Origin of the sequence: Rhizobium sp. AN80A, from assembly GCF_030053015.1 — a bacterium.
Classification (GTDB): Bacteria; Pseudomonadota; Alphaproteobacteria; order Rhizobiales; family Rhizobiaceae; genus Rhizobium; species Rhizobium metallidurans.
The window spans coordinates 178,091-204,524 of the sequence record NZ_JASJPX010000003.1; the positions used below are offsets into that span (position 1 = coordinate 178,091).

A 26,434-nucleotide genomic window follows, 5' to 3' on the forward strand; every position below is an offset into this window, starting at 1 on the left:
CGCCGCTCTCAAATCATCGTGCGGCGGTAGCGCCGCAGGCAGTCTCGATGCGCATGTTTCGGAGCAGGCAGGTCGCTTCCCCTCGTAAGCAGGCCTTGTTCCGGCGACCGTGGCCGCCCCCATTCGCAACTAGTTGTTGTTTGCCGCCTTCAGGCGGCGGTCCGGCTTTGTCGCCAGGTAGATGACGTAATCTTCTGCTGCATCTGCCAGGTGAAGCGCGATTTCCGCTTCACGCCATCCCGCCGCGATCGCGCGACGGACAACTTCGGTTATCGCCCCTTTGCAGACGCTTTCGCATTCCCGCGACCGTCCGATATCTTCGGCGTTGAATCTTGGAGAGCGGATGTTTGTCATGGCTGAAGATTGCCATATCTGCCTTGGTTTTCAACATGATGCTAATGGATTGGTTAGCCAGTAAGGTTAAGGCTTGCCGGTGTTTCAGGCTGCGACAAAGCCGCTGTCATGAAACGAAACGACGGGCCGCGAACGGCCGGCGGCGGAGGCCGGAATGTCCCGATCCGGATCGAAGTTCCGGATAGCGGCCGCATGGTCGGCTCGTGCCGCCATCGCGCCGTTAACACACGTCAGGCGTGTTTTCCTGAATTTTTACGCCAAGCGCGTTTGCGGCCCGTTGGTCGATCTGTTAAGGATGGCGCGACGCTGAACGCGAACTCGTTCGAAGGAGACTGTCATGAAAGCGATCCTGTCCAACACGAAAGGAACGATCACTCACAAGGACACTCCGCTTCATGTCTATTCCATTCGTCCGCGCGCGGAAAGACGCGCCGCGTCGTAAACCACTCCCTGTCAACGCCGGGCCTTATCCCGCCGTCGCTCACGTTGCGCGGCGCCGGTCCCGTATAGCCAGGTTCCTCGGCTACTATCGCCCGCATCTGCCCTTGCTCTCAGCCGATATCGCCTGCGCCATCCTCGTCGCGGCGACCGCGGTGGCGTTGCCTGTTTGCGCCAATCTCGTCACCAAGCGTCTTTTGACCATCTCGGATGCGGGGGAGGCCAATGCGCTGATCCTGACGGTCGGCGCGGTCATGCTGGGGCTTCTGGCGGTTCAGATGGTCGCCGTCTTCTTCGTCGATTATCGCGGCCATGTGATGGGCGCGCGCATCGAGGCCGCCGTCCGGCAGGAACTGTTCGATCATTGCCAGAAACTGTCCTTCAGCTTCTATGACCGACAGCGCACGGGCCAGCTGATGAGCCGCATCACCGGCGATTCCCTCTGGCTCGGCGAACTGTTCCACCACGGCCCCGAGGACGTCTCGATCGCCATCCTCAAATATGGCGGCGCCATGCTGGTGCTTGTCTATATCGATCCGGTGCTGGCGGGGCTGATCCTGTTGCTGACACCGGCGGCCGTCGCCTACGCGCTGCATTTCAACCGCCGCATGAACCACGCGCTCGAACGCAGCAAGCAGCAGATCGCCGGCGTCAACGAGCGGCTGGAAGACAGCCTCGCGGGCATCCGCGTCGTGCAGTCCTTCGCCAACGAGAAGCTGGAGCGTGACCGCTTCGCCTTGGAGAACGAGCGCTTTCTCGCGAGCCGCGCCGACGGTTATCGCAGCGAGGCCTGGTTTTCCGTGGGGACGGAGAGCTTCGCGCAGTTCATCACGATCCTGGTCATCGTCATCGGCGGCATCAGGATCGTATCGTCGGCGATGACGGTTGCCGATCTGCTGACGTTCCTGCTCTGCGTGGCGGTGCTCGTCGATCCCGTGAAGCGGCTGGCCAATTTCGTGCGGCTCTGGCAGGAGGGCTATACGGGCTTCATCAGAGCGATGGAAATCCTCGATATCGAGCCCGACATCGTCGACCGACCCCATGCCCGTACGCTGCCGGCGCCGAAGGGAGAGATTCGGTTCGAGGACGTCAGCTTCGGCTACGAGGTGGATTCGTCCGATGTCTTCGAGAACCTCTCCTTCGCCATCGCGCCTGGCGAGTTCGTGGCGCTGGTCGGGCCGTCGGGCGTGGGCAAGAGCACCTTGTGCTCGCTCATCCCCCGCTTCTACGACGTGCAGGCCGGGTCGATCCTGATCGACGGCGCCGATATCAGGGATGTCACGCTGTCGTCGCTGCGCCAACATGTCGGCGTGGTGCAGCAGGACGTCTATCTCTTCGCGGGCTCGGTGGCGGACAATCTCCGCTACGGCCGGTGGGACGCCGCCGACGCCGAAGTGGAGGCGGCGGCGCGGGCGGCGAACGCGCACGACTTCATCATGGCGCTCCCCGACGGATACGACACCGAAATCGGCCAGCGCGGCGTGCGGCTGTCGGGCGGCCAGCGGCAGCGGTTGACGATCGCGCGGGCGTTCTTGAAGAACCCGGCGATCCTGATCTTCGACGAGGCCACCAGCGCGCTCGACAACGAGAGCGAACGGGCGGTGCAGCAGGCGTTGCTCGGGCTCGCCAAGGGGCGCACCACCATCGTCATCGCGCACCGGCTGTCGACGGTTCGCCATGCCGACCGCATCCTCGTTCTTTCCGCCGACGGCATCGTCGAGGAGGGCAGGCACGAGGATCTGATGGCGCGCGACGGCATCTATGCCGGCTTGCACAGCGTGCAGGCCAGCATGTGATCGCCAACATGTGAGAGGTACGCAACGCTTCGTCGAAGCGGAGCGCTGCGTGTCTCTGGCTTTGGTGAATGAGCGGCGAGAAGATCAAATCAGACGCCTCGCCGTTCCTCCGAAGCGATGCGTTTCAGTATTTGAGGTCGCGTGCGGTCTGTCGGCCGCTTTGCTTGGTCTGCCGCTTGTCCTGCCGGCATGCCGCGTTGCTTTGTTGATTGGCGGCACGGCAATCCTGCTTCGTATCGCGCGCGCTCTGCCGCGTCGTCTGCTTGACGTCACGCCCCGCCTGGCGCTGCTGCGCCTGCTCTGTGCTCCACGATACATCGGCTAGGGTCGCCAGGAACAGTCCGGCCAATAGCGTCGTGCCTAGCGGTCTCAACTTGCCCATTGTCTCACTCCCCTTTTTTCGTGCTGTTGGAGCGGTTGCGACGATCAGTCGAAACCGGGAGCGATTTTACAGGATGAGGGTAAGCAGGGGGCGTATCTTACGGTATCGTACACGGCGAGCCCTCAAAAAAGCCCCGGCGAACCGGGGCTTTGTGTGATTGCTGTTGTCTCAGCCCGCCTTAGCGGGGCTTGCCTTGGCGGCGACCGGCTTGGGGGCCGTTGCTCCGCCCGGGTTGTAGCCGCCGCCGATGGCGACGTTGAGCGAGACGTAGTCGATGGCCATCTGCTGGACGGCGGCGGCCAGGCTTGCCTGGGCCAGCGACACCTGACGCTGGGCGTCGAGAACGTCGAGCAGCGAGGAGGCGCCGTCCTTGTAGCTGGCGGTCGACAGGTCGAGCGTTTCCTGGGTCGTCTTGACCTGGGCACGCAGCGCGGCCACCGTCTGGGCGTCGCGGCGAACCGCCGACAGCGCGTTTTCCACTTCCTCGACCGCCTGCAGGACCGTCTGCTTCCAGGCGAGGTACTGGGTCTTGGCGTCGGACTTGGCTATGTCGACATTGGCGCGCAGGCGGCCGCCGTCGAAGATCGGGAGCGTCAGCGTCGGGCCGAACGACCAGCTGGTCAGGCCACCATTGGCGCCGACAGGGCGTATATAGCTCGGCGAGATCGAGCCGGAGAGCGAGATCGACGGATAGAGCTGCGACATGGCAACGCCGATATTGGCGGTGGCGGCGGCGAGATTGCGCTCGGCGACGCGGATGTCGGGACGGTTGCGGATCAGGTCGGCGGGAACGCCGGAGACGATGCCGGCGCGGAAGACCGGCTGGGGACCGGCGCGCTGCAGGTCCGCGACCATCGAGCCGGCCGGCTTGCCGAGCAGGGTGGCGATGCGGTGGGCGGCGATGCGGAAGCTGGTTTCCAGGCCCGGGATTTCAGCCTGGGTCGACTGCACCAGACCTTCCGCCTGCACGACGTCGAGACGCGAGGCGGCGCCGGCATCGAGCTGGAACTTGGTCAGGTCGTAGGTTTCCTGGCGCGACTTCAGGTTGGCTCTCGAGAGCGCGATGCGCTCCTGATAGTAACGGGCGTTGATGTAGGAGTTCACCAGATCCTGGAGATAGGTGAGCTTGGCGACGTCGGCGGTCGAATAGGCGGCGTCGAGCGAGGCCTGGGCGCTTTCCTTGGAACGGCGATACTGGCCGAACAGGTCGAGCAGCCAGGAGACGTTGGCGTTGGCGCCGGTCGTGTTGGTGGCGGCCTTGGTGGTGGCCAGCGAGCCGAGATCGCCGCTCGTGGTGTTCGATGCACCGACCACCAGGCTCGGCAGCGAGCCCGCACCGGCGACGGTGACGCCGGCGGCGGCGGCATTGATGCGCTCCAGCGACTGCTGGATCGACAGGTTCTCGCTCAGGCCCTCGGTGACCAGGGCGTTCAGCCGCGTGTCGCGATAGGCGGTCCACCAGGCAACCGTCGAGACGTCGCCATCAGGCTTGGCCGCGCCCTCATTGAACTTCGCCGGAAGAGGCATCTCCGGGGGAACATGGTCCGGGCCACTCACACAGCCCGTGAGGACGGCTAATCCGGCAAGAATTGCTAAACGGCGCATGAAATCTCCCTCGGCGAAGACCGCAGGGCGGTTCGCTAACAAACTATTGTCGCTTATGGTTAATTTTTGCTTTCCATGGCGTGCCGCAACTTCGCATGGCAAACTTCGCGAGGAAGGGGTTTGGCGCGCCCGGAAGGAGTTTGCAAAGCGCTTGGCGGCAAGAGTTCGCCAACTATCGAATGGCAGCTATGCACCAATATCATTGAATTCAAATCAATAGGATGTTATCTAATTCCATGACAACGAACATGAAGAAAAGCTGGACCGAGTTCGCACCGTTGCTGATGATCTGCGGGCGTGGATGGCGCCGTGCGCTGAACGCCGCTTTGACCGACCACAAGCTTTCCGACGCCAGCGCCGCGCCGCTCATCGCGCTGATACGCCACGGCGACCGGATTCCGCAGAACGTGCTGGCCGAACGGGTCGGGGTGGAAGGCCCGACGCTGGTGCGCGTGCTCGACAGTCTGGAGAATGACGGCCTGATCTGCCGGGTCGCCGACGAGGCGGACCGCAGGATCAAGCTGGTGCAGCTTACCGGGGAGGGCACAGCGGTCGCCGAGCGCGCCGAGCGTTGCGCGGCACAGTTGCGAGAGCAGATCCTTGGCGATCTCGACCCCGACCAGGTCGATGCCGCGCTCGAGGTTTTGCGCGCGGTCGCGGATAGAACCGCGGCGATAACCGGAACGCAGGATAATGACGACTAGCCATAATACGATCGCCCCAAGCATCTGGGATGTCGTTTTCTCCATCAAGACCTTCATCGCGGCGATGCTGGCGCTTCTGATCGCGCTCTGCTTCGATCTGACGAACCCGTACTGGGCGGTCGGCACGGTCTATATCGTGGCGCACCCACTGTCGGGCGCGAGCACGTCGAAGGCGATCTATCGCCTGATCGGCACCGCTGTCGGTGGCGCGATGACCATCATCCTTGTGCCCAATCTCGTCGACGCGCCCGAGCTCTTGACGCTGGCGATCGCCTTGTGGATGGCCTTCTGTCTCGGCGTCAGCCTGCTCGACCGCACACCGCGCAGCTATTCCTTCATGCTGGCCGGCTACACGACCGCGCTCACCGGTTTTCCGATCGTCGCGAGCCCGGAGACGGCCTTTACCTATCCCGTCGCCCGGATCGAGGAAATCGCGCTCGGCATCATCTGCGCGGCGCTCGTCAGCCGCCTGGTCTTTCCGCGCCATGCCGGGCCGGTGCTCGCGGCGCGCATCGACAGCTGGGTTCGCGATGTGGCTGCCCTTGCCATCAGCACGCTCAACAGCAACGACAAGGGCGACGCGCTGCAGGCCGCCGCCCGCAAGCTTGCGGCCGACGCCGTCGATCTGCACAGCTTCACCACGCATGTCGCCTACGACACATCGGGGCTGCGCGACATGGTCGGACGCACGCGAACGCTGCAGCAGCGCATGGTCGCCATGCTGCCCGTCGTCTCCGGCCTCGCCGATCTTCTGAATGCCTTCCGCAAGGCGACCGACGGCAAGCTCACCGCATCGGCCAACGAACTGATCGGCCGCGTGACCGAACTTCTGTCCAACGAGGCCTCCTATGGCGAGACCGAGCGGCAGGAAATCCTGGCGCTGATGGAAAAGACCGAGAAGGAGGGTCGCGAGCAGCAGGAATGGAACGGCCTCCTCGCCCATAATTTCACCTCCCGCCTGCGCGACCTCCTGCAAATCTGGAGCGACTGCCTGGCGCTGCGCGAAGACATTGAAACCGGCGGCCGTCGCGAGTTGCGCTGGCAGCGGTTCGGCACACTCTTCGACCGCGCGCCGATCCACCGCGACTACGGCATGGCGATCCATTCGGGTCTTGCCGTGATGCTGGCGACCTTCGTCGCGTCGGCACTCTGGATACTCACCGGCTGGTCGCAGGGCGGTGCCGCCGCCATGATGGCGGGCGTGCTCTGCTGCATCTTCGCGACGATGGACGATCCGGCGCCGATGATGCTGAAGTTCGTCTATGTGTCGATCTTCACGGTCGCCGTGGCCTTCGTCTTCCAGTTCGGGCTGATGCCGCTCGTTCACGGCTACCTGTCGCTCGCCGCGGCCCTGGGCCTGGTGCTCATTCCGGCCGGCATGCTGATGTCGAAGCCTTCGCTGATGATCTATGGCCTGGGTTTCGGCGTCAACTTTCCGAACATGCTTGCCCTGCAGGACCGCTTGAACCTCGACCTGAGCTCGTTCCTCAATTCCAACATAGCGATGGTGGTCGGCCTGGCCATTGCCTGCGGCACCACGGTGCTGGTGCGCTCGGTCGGTGCCGAGTGGACGGCCTATCGCGTGCTGCGCGCCGGCTGGGCGGATATCGTCGCCGTTGCGCGCAAGTCGGATGCGCCCGATTTCGCAAGGCTGCTCTACCGGATGGTGGATCGCTTCGGTCTGGTCGCTCCGCGGCTGGCGCAGGTCCCCGTCGAATCCGCCGTCGCCCAGAACGATCTATTGGGCGATCTGCGCAATGGCCTGAACACGATGGAGCTGCAGCGCCACCGGCAGCTGCTGACCCGGGACAGCCGCGCCGATGTCGACGAGGTTCTGTCGGGAATTGCCGGCTTCTATCGGCAAAAGCAGAAACATGGCCACGCCCAGCCGGGCGAAGGCCTGTTGAAGGCAATCGATACGTCGCTGGTCGACCTTATCAACCAAAGCCCGTCATCGGCCGTCGAGGGCGCACGCCGGGCCATCACGTCGCTTCGCTACAATCTGTATCCGGATGCGCGCTTCGTGATGCCCGACACGACCATTCAGGCCGGCGTACAACAAGCAAAGGAGAACGCGGCATGAGACCGGAACTCGATCTTTACGGCGTCTTCATACCCACGCTGGCGGCAATCGCCGTTGCGGCCTTCTTCCTCAACTCCATCCTGCGGCGGATCCTGGCTTTCATCGGATTCTATCGTCTCGTGTGGCATCGGCCACTCTTCGATACGGCCATGTATTTCTGCCTGCTCGGCGCGCTGGCGCTGTCTTTGAACAAGGTGTCATTATGAAATCGCTTCTTGCTTATTCCGGCCGTTTCCTGCTGACCGGCGTCGTCGTGGCGCTGGCGGGCGTGCTGGGCTGGCAGCTCTGGGACTACTATATGAACGATCCATGGACGCGTGACGGCAAGGTCCGCGCCGATGTCGTTCATCTGGCTTCCGACGTGTCCGGCATCGTCAGCGAAGTCGACGCGGTCGACAACCAGACGGTCAAGAAGGGCGACGTGATCTTCCGTATCGACCAGGCGCGGTTCGCGCTGGCGCTGCGCCAGGCCGAAGCGCAGATGGAGAGCAGCAAGGCCGCGCTGGACATGGCCCGCAGCGACCTCGATCTCTACCGCAGGCTCGGCGACAACTCGGTTACCCGCCAGAAAATCCAGCAGGCGCAGACCACGGTCCAGCAGGACGAGGCGACCTACAATCAGGCCGTCATCAGCCGCGACACCGCGCAGCTCAATCTCGACCGCTCGGTCGTGCGCGCACCCGTCAACGGCGTGCTCACCAACTTCTCGATGCGTCCCGGCAATTACGTGACGGCTGGAAGTGCCGTGACGGCGCTGATCGATACCGATTCCTATTACATTTCCGGCTATTTCGAGGAAAACAAGCTCGATCGCATCAAGGTCGGCGATGAGGCGCTGGTCTATCTGATGGGCAGCGAAAAGCCGCTCAAGGGTCGCGTCAGCGGCGTCGCCAGCGGCATAGAGGACCGCGAACGCAGCGATACCGGCGCGCAGCTTGCCAATGTCACGCCGACCTTCACCTGGGTTCGTCTGGCGCAGCGCGTGCCGGTGCGGGTGACGCTCGACGGAACGCCCGGCGGAACGGCGCTGGTGGCCGGACGCACGGCGAGCGTGACGATCATCGAGTGAATAACCCAGCAATCGCGTGAGGCAGCCGGTTCGGCGCCTCCGTCGCGATCCAACACGTTACGGCCCACGGGTCCTTCAAGGGCCGTGACGAGGCATGCGCGGATTAGCCCGTCCGCGCATGCCTGACCTTTTCATGCTTCTTCCGCACGCTATGCCGGCGCCGTCGTCGTTGAAATTAGACCTCGCAAAGCAATTCGCCAGACACTAAAACAGCGGATCAATGAAGCGGCTCTCCCTTCGAGGCGAGGCAAGCCGGTTTATGTCGACAATGGGGAGTTTTCGATGGATCTTTCAGACTGGAAGGGCGTGGAGCGCCCTCAGCGTGTCGCTCTCGAGGGACGCTATGTCAGGCTCGAGCCGCTCGACGCCGGCCGCCACGGGCGCGACCTGCTTGCTTCGGCGCAGCAGCCCGGCGCCGACGACCGCTTCCGCTATCTCTTCGAGGACACCCCCGCCGACATGGCAGCGTTCACCGCATGGCTGGAGAAGGCCGAGGCATCGCCCGATCCGATGTTCTTCGCCGTCATCGACAAGCGTACCGGCCGGGCCGAGGGTCGCCAGGCGCTGATGCGCATCGATGCGGCGCATGGCGTGATCGAGATCGGCAACATATTGTGGGGACCGGCGATCGCGCGCTCACGGGTCACCACCGAGGCGCTCTTTCTCTTCGCGAAACTGGCCTTCGACACGCTCGGCTACCGCCGTTTCGAGTGGAAGTGCAACAATCTGAACGAACCGTCGAAGAAGGCCGCCGAACGTTTCGGCTTCACCTTCGAGGGCGTGTTCCGCCAGCATATGGTCGCCAAGGGCAAGAACCGCGATACGGCTTGGTTCGCGATGATCGATGCCGACTGGCCAAGGCTGAAACAGGGCTACGAGGCATGGCTCGATCCCGACAATTTCGACGATGCCGGGCAGCAGAAGCGCAAGCTGCGCTTCGATTGAGCTCCTGCTGATGACTTCGAGCGCTTGTTGAACGATCTTCCGACGTGATTCCGCAAGTCGCGGCAATGCATTGATATTATGAAGCTATTTTCGAGGTATGCGGCGGCCGGGCATGCTGGCCGCCGCACCCTATCAGACGGCGATGCGCCGCGCGGCCTTGTCGGAGGCCTTGCGATCGTCGCCGTGCTCTTCGATGATTTGCTGGGCGTCCTCGACCGAAATGCGGTGCTTCTTGGCAAGCGTGACCGCATCATAGGGTCCTTCGGACGCAGCCGTGTGTTTGGCTTGAGCCATCCTTTGTCTCCAATCGATTGTGTGGGTTTGCGCGGAAGGCGGATCGCGATCGGTCGCGAGGTCTGCTCCGTGGTCCAGACATATATGGGGATTGGGAAGCCTGCGTTCCAGAGAGGGCTACTTGGAGCGAATTTGATTGACCTGTCATGGAACCCATCGAGTCCCGCAGGTGTTTCCTGCCAAAGGAGACTTTGCATGGAAAAAAAGACTGGCGTGAAAAAGAAGTCGAAGCCGCCCATCGTCGAAGTCGCGGTCACATCCGAGGAAGGGCGCGTGGCCGTCGGTATCATGAATGCCGAGCAGGCGCTTGAGCTTGCCGATAGCGTCGATGTCGAGGTGTCGCATCCCGATCACGAGGCGGGGGAGACCGATGTCTTCATCCCGGCTGAAAAGCTGCGCGAGCATCCCGCCGTCGCCGCCGCGTCGGCCCCGTCGATGAAGACGAGCGGGGCCACGGGGGCCAGGAAAGGCAAGCCGGAAGGGCTCGAGACGGAAGCCGCGTTGCGGGAGCACCTGGCCGCCCTGGAGGCCGACGCGCCCGCCGAAGACGACCCGCAGAGGCCGCCGGCCGACTATGTGCTCGACAATGACGGTGTGAACGCCGATGACATGCTCGACGAGGAGGGATCGCTACGACGACTTCAGGAAGAGGTCGACAATCTGCGCGCCCGGCTTCACGTCATCCGCGAGCAGGCGGGAACCGTCGTCAGCGCCAATGCCAGATGGGCGGATGCGAGCGCGCATGAACAGCTCGGCGCCTATCCATGGGCAAAGCTTGCCGGCGCCATGGCCTTGACCTTCGTGGCGACCAGACTGCTTCGGCGCTTGCCGCTCGGCGCGGTGGCCACCGCGGCCCTGCCGCTGGCGGCGGCCGAGATGCGCCGGCGCTACGACCGGTAGTGATGCCGCTTCGCGATCCTGACCAGCGTGCCGGTCAGGGTCGAAGCAGCGGAACATGCGGGGCGGCGGTTTCGGGGATGTGGCCGGAGAGGCGTGGATCGTCGACCACCTCGACCAGGAAGCCATAGGGCTTGAAGCCCGCCTTCTGGTAGAAGGAGATGGCGGAGGGGTGATCGAAGTGGCAGGTGTGCAGCCAGAAGCGGTTGATCGGTCGCGCCCATGCGCGGGCCACCGCCTGCGTGATCAAAAGCTTGCCGGCGCCCTGGCCGATCGCATCGGCAACGAGGCCGCAGAAAACCAGCTCGCATTCGCCGGGCTGGCGAAAGTCGAGTTCCAGCAGCCCGATGCGGCGGCCTTCCTCTGACAGGATCACGTAAATCTCGACATCCGGATGATGGATGATTGCCCTGAGTTCCTCGTCGTCCATGATCAGCCGCGACAGCCAGAGCCAGTTCTCGCCCACCTCGCGAAACAGCCGGCGATAGTCGTCGAGCGCGGCCGCCCGCCAGCGTTCGAAACGCAGGGCGCCCGATGCGGGCACGTTCACCTCCGGCCTTTCACGCATTTCCAGGCAGGTCACGACATTGGCGAGCTTGCCTCGAGGGAGTTCGGAATAGCCCATCGGCAGCGGCGGATTGGTCTTCATAAAAGCGTCCTTGGTCTTCGTCGGTCGATGCCTGCCGGCGCCGGTGGGGCCACGAAATACGGCCCAGGCGACCTGGCCCGGACGATGCGGCCCAGGCGGTGCGGCCCGGGCGGTGCGGTCCGGCTCTGGCCATGCGATCCGATCCCGGCTCAAACGATCTCGCATTGCCGCCGGGCGGTTGGCAATACTATTTTCAGCGATCCACTTCCCTTCCTCGGGCTTTCGGCCTTACACTCTTTTCCATCTCCCGCTGGATGAATGCTCATGCTGTGCAACAGGACAGTATCGCTCACATCATTCGTGGTCGCCGCCACGGTCGCCAGCCAGGCGCTCCCGCTATTGGCGCAGGAGAAGGGAGCGCGCCTCACGCCGCCGGGCCCGATGGTTTCCGTCCGCGATGTCATCAAGCCCAACCCGCACGACGGCGCGCTCGCAGCGCCCGTATTATCCGATACCTGGTGGATGCGGATGGCGGAAGGCCAAGAGCGCGTGCGGCCGACCACGCGCGGCGGCGGCGATGGCCGCGCGGCAGCGGATGGCAAGACGCCGTGAAGGGACTGAAAGCTTGGGGACTGTTTTTGAGAGAAAGTGGCGCACCCGACAGGATCCGAACCTGTGACCTTTGGAATCGGATCCAACACTCTATCCAGCTGAGCTACGGGTGCATGCCTAAGGCGGTTTGAATCGCCTGTCCGATGCGAGGTTCTTAGCCTAGCTCAGCGCGTCCTTCAATCTCTCTCTGTCGAATTTCTTCGGCATGTCGCGCTGCGGCGGTTTCTTTTTTTCGGTGCCGGCTTAAAGCTTCTCTATTCATTCATGTTTCTTTGGGGGATCTGATGAGTGAGGTGAGGGATTTGGCGCGCCGGGCGCGCATGGCGGGGCTTTCCGGCAATTTTCTGCAGGGACACGAGATTCTAGACCAGGCACAGGCGTTGGTGAGCGACGATCCTGTTGGGCAGGCGTCGATTGCGATCGAGCGGGGGCGGCTGCACAACTCCGCGGGATCGCGGCAGGACGCGCTTCCTTACTTTCTCAAAGCCTGGGAACTGGCGGAGGGCGCCGGCGATCATAACCTTGCCGTCGACGCAGCCCACATGATGGCGATCGCATCCGATCTGGCGGAAGCCGAGCATTGGACGCAGGTGGGGCTTGCGCGCGTTGCCGCCGGCGACGCGAGTGCGCATTGGGCCGGCATGCTGCACCACAATCTCGGCTGGACATATTTCGAGGCCGAGCGTTTCGATGACGCGCTTGCCTGCTTTCGTCGTGACGAGGCGGTGCGTGAGGCGGCGGGCACGGCCCAGACGCTGAAGGTTGCGCGGTACGCGGTGATCCGCACCCTTCGCGCCTTGCGCCGCTACGCAGAGGCAATCGCGCTTGGCGAGCAGGTGGTCGCGCTTGCCGATGCCGCCAACGATCAGGCGCCCTTCGTCTGCGAGGAGCTTGCCGAGTGCCATGCCGCGAGCGGCAATGCCGAGGCGAGCAGGGCGTTTGCCAGGCGTGCCCATGCCCTTCTTGCCGGCAATCCCGCTATGTCTCGCGACGAGCCGGCAAGGCTTGAGCGGTTGGCGGCTTTGGCCGGTATTGCGCCGCCCTGAAAGTAAAAGCCCGCCGGACTTTCGGTCGACGGGCCTTCTGTTGCTACTTTTCTGGCGATCAGACCTGCATGGCGCCGGGGCCGGGGATGGCCTTGGGCGGGACCTTGCCGAGGATGATCATGCCGAGCACTTCGTCCTTGGTCACGTCCTCGGTGCGGGCGTGGCCCACCACCTGGCCGTTCTTCATGACGGAGACGCGGTCGGCGAGGTCGAAGACGTCGTGGATGTCGTGGCTGATCAGGAAGATGCCGATGCCTTCCTTCTTCAGCTGCTTGATCAGCTCGCCGACCTGCGCCGTCTCCTGCGGACCGAGCGCCGCCGTCGGCTCGTCCATGATCAGGATGCGGGCGTTGAAGAGGATGGCGCGGGCGATCGCCACCGATTGCCGCTGGCCGCCCGAGAGCGCCTTCACCGGCTCCTTGAAGCGGCGGAAGTTGGGGTTGAGGCGGCCCATCACCTCGCGCGCCGAGGCCTCCATGGCGACGTCGTCGAGCGTGCCCCACTTGGTGCGGATCTCGCGGCCGAGATAGAGGTTGGCGGCGGCGTCGACGTTGTCGGCGACCGCGAGCGTCTGGTAGATCGTCTCGATGCCGTATTTCTTGGCGTCGCGCGGGTTCCTGATATCGGCGGGTTCGCCCTCGATCAGGATCTCGCCGCTATCGCGCTTGTAGGCGCCCGACAGGATCTTGATGAGCGTCGACTTTCCCGCGCCGTTGTGGCCGAGAAGGGCGACGACTTCGCCGGGGTAGAGATCGACCGAGGCATTGTCCACGGCGTGGATGCCGCCAAACGAGATCGAGATGTTCTTCAGTTCCACGAGAGGAGTGTTCGGGCTTGGGGAAGTGCGTTGATCAGTCATATCCAGGCTCCTCTTACTTCGACCGCGAGCGATAGACGGTGTCGAGCCAGACGGCCACGACGAGAACCGCGCCCACGACGACGTTCTGTATGGGGGTATCGACGTTTGCGAGACCCATGCCCGACTGCAGCGACTGCATGACGAGCGCGCCGAGCATGGCGCCGGCGATCGTGCCGGTGCCGCCGGCAAGCGACGTGCCGCCGATGACGGCCGCCGCGATGGTGTAGAGTTCGTAGGTCGTCCCTTGCGAGTTGGCGGCGGCGTTGAGGCGGGCCGTCGAGATCGCCGCGGCCACGGCTGCCAAAAAGCCCATCAACGCGAAGATGCGCACCGCGACCCAGCGGGTCTTGATGCCGGCGAGTTCGGCCGCTTCCGGGTTGCCGCCGATCGCGAAGACATAGCGGCCGAAGCGCAGGCGGGTGGCGATGAAGGTCATGACGATGCCGACGAGAACGGCGATCAGCACCGGCACGGCGATGCCGTAGGAGATGAAGAGACCGGTCTCCGGCCAGGCGATGCCGTTGGCTTCGGCGTATTTCCTGGCGATCGCCACCGGCCAGTAATAGATGGTCGAGACCCAGATGGCGCCGAGCACCAGGGCGCAGCCGAGGACGGCCAGGAAGTATTCGGCCCAGAGCGGCCGGCGCGGGAAGTTGAAGCGCTTGCGCTGGTGGCGCGAGCCGATGATGCCGACGATGATCAGCACGCAGGCGACCAGCCCGATGATCCAGCTCCAGGTGGCGCCGACGGAGCCTTCGGCGCCGCCGCCCATGATGCGGAAGGTGGTGTCGAGGGGGGCGACCGTCTGGCCTGAGGTGACGTACCAGGCAAGGCCGCGCCAGGCGAGGAAGCCGCCGAGCGTGACGATGAACGAGGGGACACCCATGAAGGCGATGATGACGCCCTGGAAGAGGCCGATCAGCGTTCCGGCGATCAGGCCGCAGACGAGCGTGATCAGCCAGGTCCAGGAATTGTCGAAGCCGAGATATTGCGGCAGGAACTTCGCCTGGACGACGCCCATGATCATGGCGACGAGGCCGAGCATCGAGCCGATCGACAGATCGATGTTGCGGGTGACGATGACGAGAACCATGCCGGTCGCGAGGACCGCGATCTCGGTGGTCTGCACCGAGAGGTTCCAGAGGTTGCGCGGCGTGAGAAACAGCCCGCCGGTGTAGAGATGGAAGCCGATCCAGATGACCAGCAGCGCCGCGACCATGCCGAGCAGGCGCGTGTCGATCTCGGTGGCGCGCAGGAAGCGCGTGAAAGCGTTACCCTCCGCCGAGCGCGGATGGCTCGATGAGGATTGCATGATGTTTGCCATGGGTTTGCCGTTTCCCCCATTGTTTGGGCTCTGGCGCGGGCGCCCGAAAGCCCTTGCCGAGGTGCCCTGTTCTTCAAATCGACCACCGAGAGACTTCCGAAGCGGCCGCGCAAGGGGCGGCACTGGTCCGGCAGGGAATCAAAGCGTTCGCGGTGCGTTGCGAGGCGGGGAGCGCTTCAGGAGGGCTCCAGCCGCATCCGGCGCCGCGGCGAGATCGCCACGGCGCCGGTGTGTCGGTTCAGCTGGCGAGGATCAGTCGCAAGCCTTGACGCTGCCGGCCTTCACGCCCTGGCAAGCTTCGGCCTTGGTGATCCAGCCCGCGTCGATGACGACGTTCAGGTTGTCCTTGGTGATGGCCTGCGGCTTCAGGAAGATCGACTGCATCTTCACCTTCTTCGGACCGCCTTCGAAGGACGCGACGCCTTCGATCTTGTCCATGGTCGTGCCGCCGGCGAGGTCGAGCGCGATTTCAGCGGCGCGCTTGCCGAGTTCGCGGCTATCCTTCCAGACGGAAACCGTCTGTGTGCCGAGCGCGATGCGGTTGAGTGCCGCCTTGTCGGCGTCCTGGCCGGAGACCGGAACGGTGCCTGCCATGCCCTGCGCGTCGAGAGCAGCAACCGCGCCACCGGCCGTGCCATCGTTGGAAGCAACAACGGCGTCGACCTTGTTGTTGTTGGCGGTCAGGAACTGTTCCATGTTGCGCTGGGCATTCTGCGGCAGCCAGCCGTCGGTGTAGGCTTCCCCGACGTTCTTGATCTTGCCCGCGTCAACGGCAGCCTTCAGGACTTCCATCTGGCCGGCGAACAGGAAGTCCGCGTTCGGATCGGAAGACGAGCCCTTGATGAAGACGTAGTTGCCTTCGGGCTTGACCTTGAATACGCCTTCAGCCTGCAGGCGGCCGACTTCCTTGTTGTCGAAGGTGATGTAGAAGGCAGCCGGGTTTTCGATCAGGCGGTCGTAGCCGACAACAGGAATGCCTTCAGCGGCGGCCTTTTCGATGGCCGGGCCGATGGCGTCCGAATCCTGAGCGAGAACGATGAGGGCGTTGGCGCCCTGCGAGATCAGCGATTCAACGTCGGTCAGCTGCTTTGCGGCGGACGACTGGGCGTCGGCGGAGATGTACTTGGCGCCCTTGGCTTCGAGTGCCTTCTTGATGGCGGCTTCGTCGGTCTTCCAACGTTCTTCCTGGAAGTTCGACCACGACACGCCGACCACGAGGTCGGCTGCCATTGCGGCGGTATGCACCGATACGAGGATGGCAGCACCTGCCATCAGCTTCAAAACATGCTTCATAATATCCTCCCGAATAGAATGCGGCCAGCCCCAGCCAGTGGTTCCTCCGGCCGCCGCGATGTGCTGTCGGGAAAGGTTTTCATTATTTTCTCGACAGTCGAGAAATTAAGTGTCAGAGATTTTTTCAACTGTCAACACCGCACTACCTGTGAATGATCTCTCACGTGGAGGTTGTTGGAGATACGGTGTGAACGAGGGGTGGAATGCACGCGGGAATAGGGCGGCCTTCATGCTGACCAGATCGAGCACGGAACTGGTGCGACAGCGCAACAGCGTGCTGGTGCTTGCCGCGTTGAGGCGTCATGGCGCGCTTTCCCATACCGAAATAGCTGATTTCACCGGACTTTCCTCCGCCACGATTTCGGCGATCACGGCCGATCTGGAGAAGGGCGAGGTGATCGAGAAATCCGAGCAGCAGGCGGCGAGCGGCAGGGGGCGGCCGCGCGTGCAGTTTCGCCCGAGGCGCGACTGCGGCTATCTGATCGTCGTCATCATCTCGTCCGATGGCGTACAATATTCCCTGGTGGATTACGCCGGCACGCTGATCGACCGGTTCAGCGAGGAGCGATCGCACGACCCTCATGGCGCGGCACGATCTGCGGATGCTGTCGGCGAGGGGCTGGAGCGGCTGCTATCGCGCTCGCGCCTGTCGCGGACCAAGATCAAGCTGATCTCGATCAGCAGCAAGGGGCTGGTGAGCTCCGACGATGCCGTGCTCCTGTGGTCGCCGATCTTCGGCAGCGAGCGGATCGATTTCGAGGCGGCGTTGAGGGCCTCATGGCAGGCCAAAATCATTCTCGACAACGAGACGCTGCTGGTCGCCGCGGCGCTTGGCGCGCGCGAGGATGCGGGCAATCCGGAGGGGCTGCGGTCGCTGGCGGCGCTGTCGCTCGGGCACAGCATCGGGCTCGGGATCGTCCGCAACGCGGGGCCGGCGGAGCGGGAGATCTCGGCGCCGAATTTCGGGCACATGCTGCATGTGGCCAATGGCGGGCTTTGCCGATGCGGGAGCAGGGGGTGCATCGAAGCCTATGCCGGTTTCTACGCGATCCTGCGCATGGCCTTCGAGGTGCCCGACGATACGATCCCGGCGAAGTTCGTGCCCGTTGGCGAGCTGGACAAAATCGCGGCGCGGGCGCGCCAGGGTCACCGGATGTCGGCCTTCGCCTTCCGGCAGGCGGGCGTGGCCCTCGGCAACGGGCTGTCGCGGCTTCTCAGCCTCACCGAGAGGATGCCGGTCGCGATCACCGGGCCCGGCACCCGCTATTACGATCTGCTCAGGCCCGGCATCGAGGAGGGGCTTGCCCAGTCGCACATGGTCAGGATGCAGGGCATGCCCGAGCTGCGCGTCGTGTTCGACGAGCCGCTCTTGGTGTTCGAGGGTCACCTTAACCGGGCGCTGTCGGTCATCGACGGCGATATCGTCCAGGCCGGGTTCCACATCTAAGCCGCGGTCGCCCGGCGCCGGGTGAGCATCTTGCCGATCTTCTGTCCCTGCATCTCGATGCATCTGTGGCCTATCGCCGACAGCGCGTAGACGATCGGCACGGTGATGGCGAGTGAGAGCAGAAATCTCTGGAAGTCGCTGATATCGTTGCCAAAGGTCTTGATGAGGTAGGCGATGACCGGCTGCATGATCAGCAGGTGGAGAAGATAAGCGCCGAAGGAGAGTTCGCCGAGCTCGTGGAAGAAGCGGTTGCCCATGAAATCGGAAATCCGGTTGAGCGGCCTTGCCAGCAGGCGCGGCAGGTGCGCGTGGAAGATCAGCGCGAAGAAGGCGACGACCAGCCCGACCCGCACGACCTCGCGCGGCACCGTCATGCCGCCACCGATCGGTAGGGCCACGAAGACCACCGCCAGGAGGAAGTGGACGAAGGCTCTCCTGCTCGAAACATTGAGCGCGCCGGCAAGCAGCATGCCGGCGATGAAGATGTGCATCTTCAGCGGCAGGAAGGACGGCATCGGGAAATTGATGCCGGCAAGGCGCAGCCCGATCGAGATCGCGACGCCTGTCGCGACGATGCCGATACTGCCGCGCAGCCATCCCAGCCTGTGGATGAAGAGCATCAGGAACGGCAGAACGGCATAGAACTGCATTTCCAGGCTGATGCTCCAGTCCGGCAGCGGTGTTCGGAAGGCGTGCGCCGGCGACAGGCCGAACAGGAAGCTCACATGCATCATCACATTCTCGAAGCTGCCGTCGAGGTAGCGCTCGGGCAGCTGCGGCGTGATCTGGAGGAAGCGGTCGATCACCATGCGGCTGTCGAACATGACGGGGCCGAGCGCGATGGCGATCGCCAGCATCACGTAATAGAGCGGGGCGATGCGAAAGAACCGGCGCGTCCAGAAATTCGACCATGTCGAGATCTCCGACCAGGGCTCCTTCTCCTGGCGCAGCTGATAGTGAAACACCATCAGAAAGCCGGAGAGCATGATGAAGAGATCGACACCGAGATCGGGGTCGCCGATCAGCGGCACACGCCAGCCGGTCAGCAGCATTGCGTGGCCGACCAGCACCCATAACGCGGCGATGCCGCGCAAGCCATCGAGACTGCCAATTCGCCCGGAAGCGCCCGAAATATCCGCCATCTATTGATCACCCGGTTCGTCGAAGGTGCCATGAATGGCGCGAAAATTGAGGTAATCCAATGGTGATTCAGATACTGCGAGCGTTGTAACACACGTCAGACGTGCGGAAAATCTGCTAATAAGCAAACGCGCCAACGCACTTGCGCGGTTCGCGGCAAGGACCGCTTTGTGATCGAAGCAGGCAAATGTTACAGGCGAATTCGAAGGGTTGGGGTCGCAGCGGCGATGTTGCCGGAGGCAAAAACGAGAAATGGCCGGGTCGGGCCCCGGCCATCTCATGCACGGCTTTCGGTCGGGGAGAAAACCGTCAGCCGATCTTGATCAGCTTGCCTTCCTTGACGGACTGGACGGCCGCGTCGGCGAGCACCAGGGCCGCGAGGCCATCGGCGCCCGAGGGGGAGATCCTGGCGCCCTTCTCGATGGCGGCGATGAAGCTCGAGATCTCGTTGGCATAGGCTTCGGTGTAGCGGGTCATGAAGAAATCGTGCAGCGGCGGGCGGGTGTAGCCTTCGCCATTGGCGACTTCGATCGACACGGCGCGCTGGTTTTCGGCCGAGACCATGCCCTTGGAGCCGTGCACCTCGATGCGCTGGTCGTAGCCGTAGGTGGCGCGGCGGGAGTTGGAGATGATCGCCTGCTTGCCCGACCTAGTCTGCAGGATGACCGAGACGCTGTCGTAATCGCCCGCTTCGCCGATCGCCTTGTCGACGAGGACGGCGGCCGTTGCCGTGACGGCGACCGGCTCTTCGCCGAGCAGGAAGCGGGCCATGTCGAAGTCATGGATCGTCATGTCGCGGAAGATGCCGCCGGAACGCTTGATGTAGTCGACCGGCGGGGCACCCGGATCGCGCGAGGTGATCGTCACCATCTCGACGTCGCCGATACGACCGTCGTCGATCGCGCCGCGCACGGCCATGAAGTGCGGGTCGAAGCGGCGGTTGAAGCCGACCATCAGCTTGCCCTTGGTCTCTTCCACCACCTTGATGCAGGCCTTGACGCGCTCGACGGAGAGATCGACGGGCTTTTCGCAGAAGATCGCCTTGCCTGATCGGGCGAAGCGCTCGATCAGGTCGGCATGGGTGTCGGTCGGCGTGCAGATGACGACGGCGTCGATATCGCTGGCGGCTTCGATCGCCTCGATGGTGCGGACGTCGCAGCCATAGGCCGATGCGATGGCGTTGGCGGCTTCGGGAAAGGCGTCGGCGACGGCAACCAGCCTTGCATTGGCGTTGGCGCTGACCGCCTTGGCGTGAACCTTGCCGATACGACCGGCACCAAGAAGACCAAATCTGACTGTCATGACTTCCTCCCTTGAATTCGGCTCGCCCGGATGCGGAATGAATGGACCGAATTTATCTCATTGTGGAATTTTCATTCCATCTTATCACCGTTTCGTCAAGTCCGCGGCTCTTTCACATTTGAAGAAACCATCTTAAAGACGTGTAACAATTTATATGTGGGAATGAGATGCAACTGATCGATCCAAGCCACCCGGCCTACCGCGCTTTGTGGGTGCGCGTTCTCATCGTCGTGGTCTGCCTTAGCTGGACAGGGATCGAGGCCATATGGGGCGATCCCTTCTGGGCGGTTCTGGCAGCCGGCGCCGGCGTCTATGCGGCCTACATGCTTCTGTGGCGCTACAAGGCGCCGGACCCTGCGGCGGAAAAGGCGCCAGAGCCCGTGGCGACGCGGGACGATCGCGAGAACGACGCGTAATCAGCGCCTGGCGCTTCGCGTCTTGCGACGGATCGCTTCGTCGATCAGGAGATTGGCGATCGTCATGCGCTTGGTGGCGTTGTCGCGAAAAAGCGGGTGGACGCGATCGGGGTGATTCTGTCTTGGCGAAGCTCCGCCGCTTGTCGCTCAGGCCCTGGATGCTGTCCTGCGCCGAAATGGCGAGTTCCCCGGCGATGTCCGATAGCGCGGTGCGGGCGAGATGCGGCGGCATGACCGGCTCCGGCTCCGGCTCGATTTCGGGGACCGGGGCGGCGGCTTGCTCGGGTGGTTGCTCGGGCGGCGGCGTGTCGCAGGTCGCCTCGCGGAAGGTTTCGAATTCCAGATTGTCGAAATAGGCCTGGCCGGGCCGCGCCGACGGGACGGACACGCCCTGCATGACGTCGAAGGCGAGGCCGGTCGTGAAGCCCGGCACGCGGTGCGAGACGGAAACGGCTTCGCGGGCGGTGTCGCCATCCTCTTCCTTCAGGCGATCGAGGACCGACTGGAACACCGATTGTCCGAACAGCATGAAGCCTCCCTTGCGCGAAAGGGCATATGACGCGACCAACATGGCGCGGGGCTTGCGAGGCCTCATTGGTCAGGCCGGCGGCGAGGGGCAGCCGCCAGCGATCAGGCGCCGGCTTTCCTGCTCTCGGCCAGCACCAGGTCGTAGAGCATCCGGGCGCTGGGGGGCAAGGCGCGCTCCCTCGCGGTGATCAGGCTGTAGGGCCTGACGTTGATCTCGAAATCGATCGGCAATATCCGCACATCGGAGGCGCGCGAGCGCTGCGTCGCCAGGAAGTTGGCGACGTCGACGGCAATCGGAGCGATGGCGTTCGTCTCGCAGATGATGGCGCAGGTGAGCAGCAGCGACGAGGTGTTGACGACATTGTCGGGCACGGCGACGCCGCGCGACAGGAAGAGATCCTCGATCGTGCGTCGCAGCAACGTGCCGGGCGGCTGGAAGACCCAGTCGTAACCCGTCAGGTCGGTCAGGCTGGCCACGCCCTTCTGAAGGAGCGGATGGCCGCTGCGCACGATCAGGCAGGCGCGCTCGACGCCGATCTCCTGAACCTCGAAGAGCCTGGGGTTGAGGTCGTCGGGGATACGGCTGATGACGAAGTCGTGGCGGGCGGCCAGAAGCTCGCGGGCCAGCACGTTGCTGGTCTCGACCTGGATGGTGACCTCGATGCCGGGAAGCGCCGTGCGGATTTCCTTGATGGCGGGTACGACGAGGCTCATGGCGGGCGCCGTCACCGCGCCGATGAAGACCGATCCGCCCTTGCCGGATTTCAGCTCCGCGATCTCGCGGTTTGCCTCCCTGAGTTCCAGCATGATCTTGCGCGCACGTCTTGCGAGTGCCTCGCCGAAGGTGGTGAGCACCACGCCGCGGGCGACGCGCTCATAGAGGGCTGTCTTAACGATCGTCTCCATTTCCGACAGCATTCGCGACGCGGCGGGCTGAGAAATGTTAAGAGCCTCGGCGGCGGCCGAAATCTGCCCGCTATCTTCGATTGCGACGAGCATCCGCAGGTGATTCAGCTTGAGGCCCGCCCGCAGAAGGCCGTCATCCCCAAAAATGTCCGTCTGTATATCCACGTTTTCTAATGCCACATGCCCTGAATTGCTCGACATGGTTGCAGCCTCCCCACTGCTCTCCATCAAAAGTAATACTTTTTAACGATATACCAAATTTGTTATGCCTTTTGCCAGTTATTCTATTTGACAGTTATAGGAATCCATACCAGTTTGCCGCCGTGTGCTGGTTGGCACTCAACACGTGTGAGAGCGTGGAGGAGACCTACTTCGTTTCTCGCTATCTGAAGTATTATCCAATACGAAACCCGCCACAGTTCGGGGTGGGCGAGGAGTCGCCCGCGCATTTATTAACTTAGGGAGAGAGAGATGAAATCCATTATCTCGTTGATGGCAGCGGCCGCTTTCGGCGTTGCTTCGTTCGTCATGCCGGCTGTCGCCGCTGACAAGGGTCTCGTTGGCATCGCCATGCCGACCAAGTCGTCCGCTCGCTGGATCGACGACGGCAACAACATCGTCAAGCAGCTCCAGGAAGCCGGTTACACGACCGACCTGCAGTATGCCGACGACGACATTCCGAACCAGCTTTCGCAGATCGAAAACATGGTCACGAAGGGCGCCAAGGTTCTCGTCATCGCTTCGATCGACGGCACAACGCTTTCGGACGTGCTGCAGAAGGCCGCCGATGCAGGCATCAAGGTCATCGCATATGACCGCCTGATCCGCGATTCGGGCAATGTCAGCTACTACGCAACCTTCGACAACTTCCAGGTCGGCGTTCTTCAGGCCGGCACGATCGTCGACAAGCTCGGCCTCAAGGACGGCAAGGGCCCGTTCAACATCGAACTGTTCGGCGGTTCGCCTGACGACAACAACGCCTTCTTCTTCTACGATGGCGCAATGTCGGTCCTGCAGCCTTACATCGACAGCGGCAAGCTCGTCGTGAAGTCCGGCCAGACCGGCATGGACAAGGTCGGCACGCTGCGTTGGGACCCGGCAACGGCCCAGGCCCGCATGGACAACCTGCTCTCGGCTAACTACACCGACGCAAAGGTCGACGCCGTTCTGTCGCCTTACGATGGTCTGTCCATCGGCATCATCTCCTCGCTCAAGGGCGTAGGCTATGGTTCCGGCGACCAGCCGCTCCCGGTCGTTTCCGGCCAGGACTCGGAAGTTCCTTCCGTCAAGTCGATCATCGCAGGCGAGCAGTATTCCACGATCTTCAAGGATACCCGCGAACTGGCGAAGGTTACCGTTGCCATGGTCGATGCCGTCATGTCCGGCAAGGAGCCTGAGGTCAACGACACCAAGACCTACGACAACGGCGTAAAGGTCGTTCCGTCCTACCTGCTGAAGCCGGTTGCCGTCACCAAGGACAACTACAAGACCGTCCTCGTCGACAGCGGCTACTACAAAGAAGACCAGCTGAAGTAATCTGACGAACGCCGGAATCCGCTCGCGCGGATTCCGGTTTCCGATTTTTGAACGCCTGGCCGATCTTGCGGCCACGGCGCTGGATTATGATCATGGAAAATACACTCCTCGAAATGCGGAACATCACCAAGACGTTCCCGGGTGTGAAGGCGCTCGAGAACGTGAACCTGAAGGTTCGCCAAGGTGAGATTCACGCAGTTGTGGGGGAAAACGGGGCCGGCAAGTCCACCCTGATGAAGGTTCTTTCCGGTGTCTATCCCTCGGGCACCTATGACGGGGAAATCTTCTACGACGGCAACGTCCGCAACTTCAAAGTCCTGAAGGACTCCGAAGAGATCGGCATCGTCATCATTCACCAGGAACTGGCGCTCGTACCGCTGCTGTCGATCGGGGAAAACATCTTCCTCGGCAACGAGAATGCGAAGAGCGGCGTCATCAGCTGGGAAACCACCTTCAACCGCACGAAGCAGCTGCTCGCCAAGGTGGGCCTGCGCGATCTCCGAACACGCTCGTGACCGACATCGGCGTCGGCAAGCAGCAGCTCGTCGAAATCGCCAAGGCCCTGTCCAAGAGCGTCAAGCTGCTAATTCTCGACGAGCCGACGGCTTCGCTGAACGAAAGCGATTCCGATGCGCTGCTGAACCTCCTGATGGAGTTCCGCAAGCAGGGCATCACGTCGATCATCATCTCGCACAAGCTCAACGAGATCCGCAAGGTCGCCGACCAGATCACGGTTCTGCGCGACGGCATGACCGTCAAGACGATGGACTGTCATAAGGAAGAGATCAGCGAGGACACCATCATCCGAAACATGGTGGGCCGCGATCTCGAGGACCGCTATCCGCCGCGTTCGGTGCCGATCGGCGAAACCATCTTCGAAGTGAAGAACTGGAACGTCTTCCACCAGCAGCATCGCGACCGTCAGGTCCTGCACGATATCAACGTCAACGTCCGCAAGGGCGAGGTCGTCGGCATCGCCGGTCTCATGGGAGCCGGGCGCACGGAATTCGCGATGAGCGTGTTCGGCAAGGCCTATGGCCACAAGATCAGCGGCGAGGTCTATGTCGACGGCAAGCAGGTGGACACCACCACCGTGCGCAAGGCGATCGATGCCGGCCTTGCCTATGTGACGGAAGACCGCAAGCATCTCGGTCTCGTGCTCGCCGACAACATCATGCACAACACGTCGCTGGCCAATCTGGCGGGCATTTCGAGCGGTACCGTCATCGACGGCATCAAGGAGAGCAAGGTCGCGACCGACTACCGGTCGAAGCTGCGCATCCGCTCTTCGGGCATCTACCAGGAGACGGTCAATCTCTCGGGCGGCAACCAGCAGAAGGTGGTTCTGTCCAAGTGGCTGTTCTCCGATCCCGACGTGCTTATCCTCGACGAGCCGACCCGCGGCATCGACGTGGGTGCAAAATATGAAATTTATACTATCATCAACCAGCTTGCTGCCGATGGAAAAGGCGTTCTGATGATCTCGTCGGAAATGCCGGAACTGCTTGGCAACTGCGACCGCATCTATGTGATGAACGAAGGTCGCATCGTCGCTGAACTGCCGAAGGGCGAAGCGAGCCAAGAAACCATCATGCGCGCCATCATGCGCTCTGGGGAGAAGAAACAATGACTCCTGTCAACCCGACCAGTCACGAGGAAAGCAACGTCGTTTCCGTCGTCGATTACATCCGCGGCAACATTCGTGAATACGGCATGCTCATCGCGCTCGTCGCGATCATGGTGTTCTTCCAGTTCTACACCGGCGGCATCCTGTTCAGACCGGTCAACCTGACCAACCTCGTTCTCCAGAACTCGTTCATCGTCATCATGGCGCTCGGCATGCTGCTGGTCATCGTGGCGGGGCATATCGATCTGTCGGTCGGCTCCATCGTCGCCTTTGTCGGCGCGCTGGCGGCGATTTTCACCGTCTCCTGGGGTATGAACTTCTGGCTCGCGGCCTTTCTCTGCCTCGTCATCGGCGGCATGATCGGCGCCGCGCAGGGCTATTTCATCGCCTATCACCGGATTCCGTCGTTCATCGTGACGCTGGCCGGCATGCTGGTGTTTCGCGGCCTGACGCTGACCGTTCTCGGCGGCAAGAACATCGGTCCGTTCCCGAGGGAATTCCAGGTCATGTCCACCGGCTTCCTGCCGGGCGGCATGGTCGATCTCTTCGGCGTGCCGACGCAGCTCACCTCGCTGGTGCTCAGCGTCATCCTGCCGGTCATCCTGTTCTACCTCGCCTGGCGCCGCCGCAAGGTGAACGAGAGCCATGGCATCGACGTCGAGCCGATGGGCTTCTTCATCGCCCAGAACGTCATCATTTCGCTGGCGATCGTGGCCCTCGGCTACCTGCTGTCGACCTATCGCGGCCTGCCGAACGTTCTCATCGTCATGCTGGTGCTGATCGCTGCATACAGCTTCGTCACCCGTCGCACGACGATCGGCCGCCGCATCTACGCGATGGGCGGTAACGAGAAGGCCACCAAGCTTTCGGGTATCAACACCGAACGCCTGAGCTTCTTCACCTTCGTCAACATGGGCGTTCTCGCCGGTCTCGCCGGCATGATCGTGGCGCTCCGCCTGAACTCGGCGACTCCGAAGGCCGGCGTCGGCTTCGAGCTCGACGTCATCGCGGCGTGCTTCATCGGCGGTGCCTCGGCATCCGGCGGCGTTGGCAAGATCACCGGTGCCGTCATCGGCGCGTTCATCATGGGCGTCATGAACAACGGCATGTCGATCGTCGGTCTCGGCATCGATTTCCAGCAGATGGTCAAGGGTCTCGTGCTGCTCGCAGCCGTCTTCTTCGACGTCTACAACAAGAACAAGGGCTAAGCGCTTCGGCGCTGCCCACCTATTCGCAGTGACT

24 protein-coding genes, 1 tRNA gene and 2 pseudogenes are annotated in these 26,434 nt (G+C 62.9%); 14 read left to right on the top strand and 13 right to left on the bottom strand.

Translation table 11 applies throughout. The features are described 5' to 3' along the window. Nucleotides 1-129: 129 nt before the first annotated feature. Entirely contained in the window at nucleotides 130-354 is a 225-nt protein-coding gene (locus tag P3R82_RS12430) for a hypothetical protein (protein WP_283194054.1), read from the bottom strand. A gap of 395 nt (nucleotides 355-749) precedes the next feature. Between P3R82_RS12430 and P3R82_RS12435 the strand changes: the two genes are divergently transcribed. Then, complete coding sequence (locus tag P3R82_RS12435; protein WP_283194055.1) at nucleotides 750-2,588, top strand: ABC transporter ATP-binding protein; 1,839 nt, start codon at nucleotides 750-752, stop codon at nucleotides 2,586-2,588. Between the two features lie 124 nt (nucleotides 2,589-2,712). Here the strand turns inward: P3R82_RS12435 and P3R82_RS12440 are convergent, their stop codons facing one another. Then, complete coding sequence (locus P3R82_RS12440) at nucleotides 2,713-2,970, bottom strand: hypothetical protein (RefSeq protein WP_283194056.1); 258 nt, start codon at nucleotides 2,968-2,970, stop codon at nucleotides 2,713-2,715. A gap of 168 nt (nucleotides 2,971-3,138) precedes the next feature. Next, nucleotides 3,139-4,575 (bottom strand): efflux transporter outer membrane subunit, encoded by a 1,437-nt coding sequence (locus tag P3R82_RS12445; RefSeq protein WP_283194057.1) that lies wholly within the window; start codon nucleotides 4,573-4,575, stop codon nucleotides 3,139-3,141. Between the two features lie 248 nt (nucleotides 4,576-4,823). Here P3R82_RS12445 and P3R82_RS12450 point away from each other — a divergent pair, with 248 nt between their 5' ends. The 5 genes from P3R82_RS12450 (at nucleotide 4,824) to P3R82_RS12470 (ending at nucleotide 9,376) form a co-directional block, all read left to right on the top strand. Further along, on the top strand, nucleotides 4,824-5,279 hold the full coding sequence (locus tag P3R82_RS12450) for a MarR family transcriptional regulator (RefSeq protein ID WP_283196331.1): 456 nt from the start codon (nucleotides 4,824-4,826) through the stop codon (nucleotides 5,277-5,279). After that, the gene (locus P3R82_RS12455) at nucleotides 5,269-7,362 is read left to right on the top strand and encodes an FUSC family protein (protein WP_283194058.1); all 2,094 of its coding nucleotides are present in this window, start codon (nucleotides 5,269-5,271) and stop codon (nucleotides 7,360-7,362) included. Before P3R82_RS12450 ends, P3R82_RS12455 begins: the two co-directional genes overlap by 11 nt. Continuing rightward, entirely contained in the window at nucleotides 7,359-7,568 is a 210-nt protein-coding gene (locus P3R82_RS12460) for a DUF1656 domain-containing protein (protein ID WP_018897209.1), read from the top strand. The genes P3R82_RS12455 and P3R82_RS12460 overlap by 4 nt, the downstream gene beginning before the upstream one ends. After that, a complete protein-coding gene (locus P3R82_RS12465; RefSeq protein ID WP_183902628.1) occupies nucleotides 7,565-8,431 on the top strand; it encodes an HlyD family secretion protein in 867 nt (288 codons plus the stop codon). Before P3R82_RS12460 ends, P3R82_RS12465 begins: the two co-directional genes overlap by 4 nt. 282 nt (nucleotides 8,432-8,713) lie before the next feature. Continuing rightward, nucleotides 8,714-9,376 (top strand): GNAT family protein, encoded by a 663-nt coding sequence (locus tag P3R82_RS12470; protein ID WP_283194059.1) that lies wholly within the window; start codon nucleotides 8,714-8,716, stop codon nucleotides 9,374-9,376. A gap of 132 nt (nucleotides 9,377-9,508) precedes the next feature. Here P3R82_RS12470 and P3R82_RS12475 read toward each other — a convergent pair whose 3' ends face one another. Further along, nucleotides 9,509-9,670: a hypothetical protein gene (locus tag P3R82_RS12475; protein WP_183902626.1), complete on the bottom strand. Its 162-nt coding sequence runs from the start codon at nucleotides 9,668-9,670 to the stop codon at nucleotides 9,509-9,511. 195 nt (nucleotides 9,671-9,865) lie between these two features. Between P3R82_RS12475 and P3R82_RS12480 the strand changes: the two genes are divergently transcribed. Beyond that, nucleotides 9,866-10,570: a hypothetical protein gene (locus P3R82_RS12480; RefSeq protein WP_283194060.1), complete on the top strand. Its 705-nt coding sequence runs from the start codon at nucleotides 9,866-9,868 to the stop codon at nucleotides 10,568-10,570. 34 nt (nucleotides 10,571-10,604) lie between these two features. Here the strand turns inward: P3R82_RS12480 and P3R82_RS12485 are convergent, their stop codons facing one another. Beyond that, nucleotides 10,605-11,216, bottom strand: a complete 612-nt coding sequence (locus P3R82_RS12485; RefSeq protein ID WP_283194061.1) for a GNAT family N-acetyltransferase — start codon at nucleotides 11,214-11,216, stop codon at nucleotides 10,605-10,607. Nucleotides 11,217-11,480: 264 nt separating this feature from the next. Between P3R82_RS12485 and P3R82_RS12490 the strand changes: the two genes are divergently transcribed. Continuing rightward, the gene (locus P3R82_RS12490) at nucleotides 11,481-11,768 is read left to right on the top strand and encodes a hypothetical protein (RefSeq protein WP_283194062.1); all 288 of its coding nucleotides are present in this window, start codon (nucleotides 11,481-11,483) and stop codon (nucleotides 11,766-11,768) included. A 37-nt stretch (nucleotides 11,769-11,805) separates the two neighbouring features. Here P3R82_RS12490 and P3R82_RS12495 read toward each other — a convergent pair. Then, nucleotides 11,806-11,881 (bottom strand) — tRNA-OTHER (locus P3R82_RS12495). A gap of 171 nt (nucleotides 11,882-12,052) precedes the next feature. On the opposite strand from P3R82_RS12495, the gene P3R82_RS12500 reads away from it, so the two are divergent. Beyond that, nucleotides 12,053-12,814: a hypothetical protein gene (locus tag P3R82_RS12500; RefSeq protein WP_283194063.1), complete on the top strand. Its 762-nt coding sequence runs from the start codon at nucleotides 12,053-12,055 to the stop codon at nucleotides 12,812-12,814. 58 nt (nucleotides 12,815-12,872) lie between these two features. Here the strand turns inward: P3R82_RS12500 and P3R82_RS12505 are convergent, their stop codons facing one another. From P3R82_RS12505 to xylF, 3 genes are all read right to left on the bottom strand, one after another. Then, nucleotides 12,873-13,673 carry an ATP-binding cassette domain-containing protein gene (locus tag P3R82_RS12505; protein WP_283194064.1) on the bottom strand — a complete coding sequence of 267 codons (801 nt, stop codon included), beginning with the start codon at nucleotides 13,671-13,673 and terminating at the stop codon, nucleotides 12,873-12,875. A gap of 13 nt (nucleotides 13,674-13,686) precedes the next feature. Further along, the gene (locus tag P3R82_RS12510) at nucleotides 13,687-14,997 is read right to left on the bottom strand and encodes a sugar ABC transporter permease (protein WP_283194065.1); all 1,311 of its coding nucleotides are present in this window, start codon (nucleotides 14,995-14,997) and stop codon (nucleotides 13,687-13,689) included. A gap of 252 nt (nucleotides 14,998-15,249) precedes the next feature. Continuing rightward, on the bottom strand, nucleotides 15,250-16,290 hold the full coding sequence (xylF, locus tag P3R82_RS12515) for a D-xylose ABC transporter substrate-binding protein (protein ID WP_283194066.1): 1,041 nt from the start codon (nucleotides 16,288-16,290) through the stop codon (nucleotides 15,250-15,252). A gap of 229 nt (nucleotides 16,291-16,519) precedes the next feature. On the opposite strand from xylF, the gene P3R82_RS12520 reads away from it, so the two are divergent. Beyond that, complete coding sequence (locus P3R82_RS12520) at nucleotides 16,520-17,737, top strand: ROK family transcriptional regulator (protein WP_283194067.1); 1,218 nt, start codon at nucleotides 16,520-16,522, stop codon at nucleotides 17,735-17,737. Here P3R82_RS12520 and P3R82_RS12525 read toward each other — a convergent pair. Continuing rightward, nucleotides 17,734-18,879, bottom strand: a complete 1,146-nt coding sequence (locus tag P3R82_RS12525; protein WP_283194068.1) for an acyltransferase — start codon at nucleotides 18,877-18,879, stop codon at nucleotides 17,734-17,736. The two genes, P3R82_RS12520 and P3R82_RS12525, sit on opposite strands and share 4 nt — an antisense overlap. A gap of 307 nt (nucleotides 18,880-19,186) precedes the next feature. Beyond that, nucleotides 19,187-20,179: an inositol 2-dehydrogenase gene (gene iolG, locus P3R82_RS12530; protein ID WP_283194069.1), complete on the bottom strand. Its 993-nt coding sequence runs from the start codon at nucleotides 20,177-20,179 to the stop codon at nucleotides 19,187-19,189. A gap of 167 nt (nucleotides 20,180-20,346) precedes the next feature. On the opposite strand from iolG, the gene P3R82_RS12535 reads away from it, so the two are divergent. Continuing rightward, nucleotides 20,347-20,595 (top strand): hypothetical protein, encoded by a 249-nt coding sequence (locus P3R82_RS12535; RefSeq protein WP_183902308.1) that lies wholly within the window; start codon nucleotides 20,347-20,349, stop codon nucleotides 20,593-20,595. Here P3R82_RS12535 and P3R82_RS12540 read toward each other — a convergent pair. After that, nucleotides 20,596-21,124: pseudogene (locus P3R82_RS12540) on the bottom strand (hypothetical protein). 101 nt (nucleotides 21,125-21,225) lie between these two features. After that, complete coding sequence (locus P3R82_RS12545) at nucleotides 21,226-22,230, bottom strand: LysR family transcriptional regulator (RefSeq protein WP_183902306.1); 1,005 nt, start codon at nucleotides 22,228-22,230, stop codon at nucleotides 21,226-21,228. A gap of 270 nt (nucleotides 22,231-22,500) precedes the next feature. Between P3R82_RS12545 and chvE the strand changes: the two genes are divergently transcribed. From chvE to mmsB, 3 genes and pseudogenes are all read left to right on the top strand, one after another. Next, nucleotides 22,501-23,565, top strand: coding sequence for a multiple monosaccharide ABC transporter substrate-binding protein (gene chvE / locus P3R82_RS12550; protein ID WP_183902305.1), 1,065 nt, complete (start codon nucleotides 22,501-22,503; stop codon nucleotides 23,563-23,565). A gap of 92 nt (nucleotides 23,566-23,657) precedes the next feature. After that, nucleotides 23,658-25,195 (top strand): annotated as a pseudogene (gene mmsA / locus P3R82_RS12555) (multiple monosaccharide ABC transporter ATP-binding protein). Next, nucleotides 25,192-26,400, top strand: coding sequence for a multiple monosaccharide ABC transporter permease (mmsB, locus tag P3R82_RS12560; protein ID WP_283194070.1), 1,209 nt, complete (start codon nucleotides 25,192-25,194; stop codon nucleotides 26,398-26,400). Before mmsA ends, mmsB begins: the two are co-directional and overlap by 4 nt. The last annotated feature ends 34 nt before the right edge of the window (nucleotides 26,401-26,434 follow it).

Excerpts from the sequence above, each read along its gene's own strand:
- P3R82_RS12520 (WP_283194067.1), top strand. The coding sequence starts at position 16,520 with ATGCTGACCAGATCGAGCACGGAACTGGTGCGACAGCGCAACAGCGTG.
- P3R82_RS12465 (WP_183902628.1), top strand. The coding sequence starts at position 7,565 with ATGAAATCGCTTCTTGCTTATTCCGGCCGTTTCCTGCTGACCGGCGTC.
- P3R82_RS12480 (WP_283194060.1), top strand. The coding sequence starts at position 9,866 with ATGGAAAAAAAGACTGGCGTGAAAAAGAAGTCGAAGCCGCCCATCGTC.
- P3R82_RS12445 (WP_283194057.1), bottom strand. The coding sequence starts at position 4,575 with ATGCGCCGTTTAGCAATTCTTGCCGGATTAGCCGTCCTCACGGGCTGT.
- P3R82_RS12510 (WP_283194065.1), bottom strand. The coding sequence starts at position 14,997 with ATGGCAAACATCATGCAATCCTCATCGAGCCATCCGCGCTCGGCGGAG.
- P3R82_RS12440 (WP_283194056.1), bottom strand. The coding sequence starts at position 2,970 with ATGGGCAAGTTGAGACCGCTAGGCACGACGCTATTGGCCGGACTGTTC.
- P3R82_RS12505 (WP_283194064.1), bottom strand. The coding sequence starts at position 13,673 with ATGACTGATCAACGCACTTCCCCAAGCCCGAACACTCCTCTCGTGGAA.
- iolG (WP_283194069.1), bottom strand. The coding sequence starts at position 20,179 with ATGACAGTCAGATTTGGTCTTCTTGGTGCCGGTCGTATCGGCAAGGTT.
- P3R82_RS12475 (WP_183902626.1), bottom strand. The coding sequence starts at position 9,670 with ATGGCTCAAGCCAAACACACGGCTGCGTCCGAAGGACCCTATGATGCG.
- P3R82_RS12460 (WP_018897209.1), top strand. The coding sequence starts at position 7,359 with ATGAGACCGGAACTCGATCTTTACGGCGTCTTCATACCCACGCTGGCG.
- P3R82_RS12450 (WP_283196331.1), top strand. The coding sequence starts at position 4,824 with ATGAAGAAAAGCTGGACCGAGTTCGCACCGTTGCTGATGATCTGCGGG.
- P3R82_RS12490 (WP_283194062.1), top strand. The coding sequence starts at position 11,481 with ATGCTGTGCAACAGGACAGTATCGCTCACATCATTCGTGGTCGCCGCC.
- P3R82_RS12470 (WP_283194059.1), top strand. The coding sequence starts at position 8,714 with ATGGATCTTTCAGACTGGAAGGGCGTGGAGCGCCCTCAGCGTGTCGCT.
- P3R82_RS12455 (WP_283194058.1), top strand. The coding sequence starts at position 5,269 with ATGACGACTAGCCATAATACGATCGCCCCAAGCATCTGGGATGTCGTT.
- mmsB (WP_283194070.1), top strand. The coding sequence starts at position 25,192 with ATGACTCCTGTCAACCCGACCAGTCACGAGGAAAGCAACGTCGTTTCC.
- P3R82_RS12430 (WP_283194054.1), bottom strand. The coding sequence starts at position 354 with ATGACAAACATCCGCTCTCCAAGATTCAACGCCGAAGATATCGGACGG.
- P3R82_RS12500 (WP_283194063.1), top strand. The coding sequence starts at position 12,053 with ATGAGTGAGGTGAGGGATTTGGCGCGCCGGGCGCGCATGGCGGGGCTT.
- P3R82_RS12485 (WP_283194061.1), bottom strand. The coding sequence starts at position 11,216 with ATGAAGACCAATCCGCCGCTGCCGATGGGCTATTCCGAACTCCCTCGA.
- P3R82_RS12545 (WP_183902306.1), bottom strand. The coding sequence starts at position 22,230 with ATGTCGAGCAATTCAGGGCATGTGGCATTAGAAAACGTGGATATACAG.
- P3R82_RS12435 (WP_283194055.1), top strand. The coding sequence starts at position 750 with ATGTCTATTCCATTCGTCCGCGCGCGGAAAGACGCGCCGCGTCGTAAA.
- xylF (WP_283194066.1), bottom strand. The coding sequence starts at position 16,290 with ATGAAGCATGTTTTGAAGCTGATGGCAGGTGCTGCCATCCTCGTATCG.
- chvE (WP_183902305.1), top strand. The coding sequence starts at position 22,501 with ATGAAATCCATTATCTCGTTGATGGCAGCGGCCGCTTTCGGCGTTGCT.
- P3R82_RS12535 (WP_183902308.1), top strand. The coding sequence starts at position 20,347 with ATGCAACTGATCGATCCAAGCCACCCGGCCTACCGCGCTTTGTGGGTG.
- P3R82_RS12525 (WP_283194068.1), bottom strand. The coding sequence starts at position 18,879 with ATGGCGGATATTTCGGGCGCTTCCGGGCGAATTGGCAGTCTCGATGGC.